Source organism: Tabrizicola sp. (assembly GCF_034366665.1).
GTDB lineage: Bacteria > Pseudomonadota > Alphaproteobacteria > Rhodobacterales > Rhodobacteraceae > Tabrizicola.
On the sequence record NZ_JAXMMF010000090.1, the window covers coordinates 1 to 3,363 of the forward strand.

Sequence of the window (3,363 nt, forward strand, 5' to 3'; positions counted from 1 at the left end):
CGTGGCGCTTCATCTCGCGGAAGCTGCCTTCGCGCTGCATTTTCTTCTTGAGGGCCTTGAGCGCTTGATCGACGTTATTATCGCGAACGAAAATCTGTACCAGGTTGAACTCTCCTTTGGCCGCCCGCCGCGCACCTCGAAAGGGAGACGGGCAGACAAATAAAATCTCGGTCCACAGACAGGGTCCGCGGATGAAGGCGGGCTGATACACGTTCGCCCCCCTCGTGTCCAGATCGTCGCGCTTCTATCTGAAGCCTCGAAACGCCCGCCGGACGGGGATATGCTGCCGCCATGACCGAAGCGCCACACCTGTCGAACGCCGCGCCCGAAGGTGAGGCTCTCAAAGCCGATTGGGCCGACCGCATGGAACAGACCGTGCTGGACGCCGCCCTGGGCCTCGCGCCCCGGCTGGGCTGGAACAGCCGGATGGTGCGGGCGGCCTGCGACGCCAGCGGCCTGTCACTCGGCGACGAGGAACTGCTTCTGCCCAACGGCGCGCGCGACCTCGCGGCCCTGCTGTCGCGGCGGCACGACGACCGGGCGCTGGCCTCGCTGGCCGATGTCGATGCGAAATCCCTGAAGATGCGCGAGCGAATCGCGGCGGCCGTCTCGGCCCGGATGGAGGCCGGGGCCGCCGATCTCGAGGCCACCCGCCGCTGCGCCGCCTTCCTCGCCCTGCCGACCAACGCCGACCTGGGGCTGAAGATGGCCTGGGAGAGCGCCGACCTGCTGTGGAACTGGGCCGGGGACACGGCCACGGACTGGAACCACTATTCCAAGCGGACGATCCTGTCGGGCATCCTGATCCCGGCCCTGACCATGCGCTGGTTCGACGGCCGCGAGGCCGCCGAGGCCTTTGTGGCCGCGCGCATCGAGAACGTCATGGCTTTCGAGAAGTGGAAGGCGGGCAAGGATTTCGATGCGCCGCTGAAGAAGGTCACGGATGTGCTGAGCCGGATGCGGTACGGGGCGAAGGTTCCCCAATAGCGCAGCCCATGTCCTGAAACACCGGCGCCGTGCTGGACAGAACCGGGTCCCGGCTTTCGCGGGGATGAGCGGAAATGAAAGAGCCTTCACCCGGGTCACATGGCCGATCACGGGCCGGCTGTCCGCGCCCGGAGGGCGACGCTGCGAACGTCCGCTAGGGGTGGTGGGAAGCGGGTTTCAGGTCACCCGCACCCCGTAAGACTTCGCTTGCCCGGCGGCGCTCAATGGACTGAAACTGCGGTATGGCAGCACTCGCAGATGCAATGAAACTGACCCTGGGGCTGCTGTTCAAAATGCAGGGCTGGCGGGTTCATGGGCCGCGACCGGCGCACCCGAAATTTGTGCTCATAGGGGCCCCGCACACCAGCAACTGGGATTTCGTCTGTTTTCTTGGAGCCGCGGAAGCCCTGAATCTGGACCTCAGCTTCCTCGGCAAGTCATCCCTGTTCCGATGGCCCCTGGCCGGAGCCTTGCGCGATCTCGGCGGCGTCCCGGTTGACCGGTCCCAGGCCCTGGACATCGTCGGGACAATGGCGGCCGAGTTTGCGCGTCGCGACAATTTCATCCTGACCATCGCACCTGAGGGATCCCGTGCTCGACGCGATCGATGGAAGACGGGCTTCTACAATATCGCCGTGGCCGCCGAAGTTCCCATCGTCTGCGCTTCGATCAACTTCCCCCGCAAGCTGATTACGATCGGACCCACGATATGCCCCAGCGGCGACTATGAGGCCGATATGAAAGAGGTCGCAGTCTTCTACCAGGCGTCAGTCGGGAAGCATCCGGAACGCGCCTCGACCATCCTGCGGGAGACCTCATCGCGCGAGGCTTTCTGAACTGCACCCGGTTGCGTGGACACCAGGATAAGGTGTTCTTGGTCCTGATCGGGGTGACCTGATCGGGGTGAAGAGCGGACGTTCCTGACCGCCGCTTTGGATGGACAGCGGACATCGACCATGCACAATAAGGAATGGCTCATTCGACCCGAAATCGCAGCGGAGTGCCGTCCGAGGCAAGTCTGTCCGGGTTATCGGACGCCCAGCTTGAGAAGGAGGCAGCGCGGGTGACGAGCCGGTTGGCGACACCTCTATCACCGCTCCTCTCGAAGCTGTTCTTGAAGAAGCGTCACGCCATCCAAGCCGAACAAGCGAGGCGCGTAGACTAACGTCCGCTAAGGGTCGGGAGCAGACCGTCGCTTATGGCTTGAAAGCGGACTCTGGCGCAGCCTGCCGAGATCGTCACAGGACTGCTATCTTGGCATCATGACCCTCTACGTTTTTCAGGATCAGTTTGGGAGTGAAGGCTTTATCGAAGTCATTGCCTCCGTGTCTTTGCTCGCGACTGACGACGGAGGACGAACCGCGCCAATCCGGGGAAGCTATCGGCCCAACCACAATTTTTTCGGGCCTGACAACCGGGATATGACCATCGGCTTCATCGATCTGCCGGTCGGCGTCGAGCTACTGCCGGGACAATCGATTGAGACGCCGATCTCGTTCTGGTCATGGCCGCGCCTTGCAGCCGAAATCCGTGTTGGCAGTGAGTGGACCATTCAAGAGGGTCCCAAGGTGGTGGGGTTCGGCAAGGTCCTCAAAGTGATCGGCAGCCCGACCTAAGGTCCGCTATGGGTGGTGGGCTCAACCGGTGACCGCAACACGCTAACCTTTCCTCGGAGATGGAGCGTGGGTCATGAAGCAGCGGCGGCGCATCTACTACTCGGCGGCCCAACGGGCTGAGATCTGGGATCGCTGGAAGGCTGGCGAGTCGATGAGTTCGATCGGACGACGGTTCGATCGGGAGTCCTCGTCGGTGTTCTCGGTGCTTTCGCCAACGGGCGGCATCCGGCCGCCGGACCGCAAGCGGGCGGATCGGGCGCTCAGTCTGGGCGAGCGCGAGGAGATATCGCGAGGGCTCAGCTCATGTTGCTCGCTGCGCTGGATCGCCCGGTCGCTGGGTCGGTCGCCGTCCACGATCAGCCGCGAGGTCCACCGCAATGGCGGGCCTGAGCGGTATCGGGCGACCCGGTCTGATCAGGCGGCGTGGGACCGGGCGCGTCGCCCCAAGCGGTGCAAGCTGGCTTGCCGACCGGCTCTGGCCCGGACAGTATCGGCCAAGCTGCGGCGGAACTGGTCGCCCGAGCAGATCGCCGGCTGGCTCAAGCGCACCTGGCCCGGGGAGCCGCACAATCAGGTGTCGCACGAAACCATCTATCGCAGCCTGTTCATCCAGACCCGAGGGGTGCTGAAGAAGGAACTGCTGGATCACCTCAGGGCCCGGCGGACCATCCGGCGTTCCCGGCATGCGAGCCTGAAGCGTCAAGGCCTCGGCCAGATCAAGGACGCCGTCTCCATCAGCGAGAGGCCCGCCTGCGTCGAC

The 3,363-nt window shown here is 64.1% G+C and carries 5 protein-coding genes; 4 read left to right on the top strand and 1 reads right to left on the bottom strand.

Annotation, left to right across the window (positions count from 1 at the left end):
• A partial coding sequence (rpsU, locus tag U1E69_RS12065) for a 30S ribosomal protein S21 (protein ID WP_322244622.1) occupies positions 1-103 on the bottom strand: 103 nt, incomplete at its 3' end.
• Between the two features lie 188 nt (positions 104-291).
• Here rpsU and U1E69_RS12070 point away from each other — a divergent pair.
• The 4 genes from U1E69_RS12070 to U1E69_RS12085 all read left to right on the top strand — a co-directional run.
• Positions 292-987 (top strand): COQ9 family protein, encoded by a 696-nt coding sequence (locus tag U1E69_RS12070; protein ID WP_304880272.1) that lies wholly within the window; start codon positions 292-294, stop codon positions 985-987.
• Between the two features lie 263 nt (positions 988-1,250).
• Positions 1,251-1,823, top strand: a complete 573-nt coding sequence (locus U1E69_RS12075; RefSeq protein WP_304880270.1) for a lysophospholipid acyltransferase family protein — start codon at positions 1,251-1,253, stop codon at positions 1,821-1,823.
• Between the two features lie 426 nt (positions 1,824-2,249).
• On the top strand, positions 2,250-2,603 hold the full coding sequence (locus U1E69_RS12080; protein ID WP_322244620.1) for a hypothetical protein: 354 nt from the start codon (positions 2,250-2,252) through the stop codon (positions 2,601-2,603).
• 73 nt (positions 2,604-2,676) lie between these two features.
• A partial coding sequence (locus U1E69_RS12085) for an IS30 family transposase (RefSeq protein WP_322244621.1) occupies positions 2,677-3,363 on the top strand: 687 nt, incomplete at its 3' end.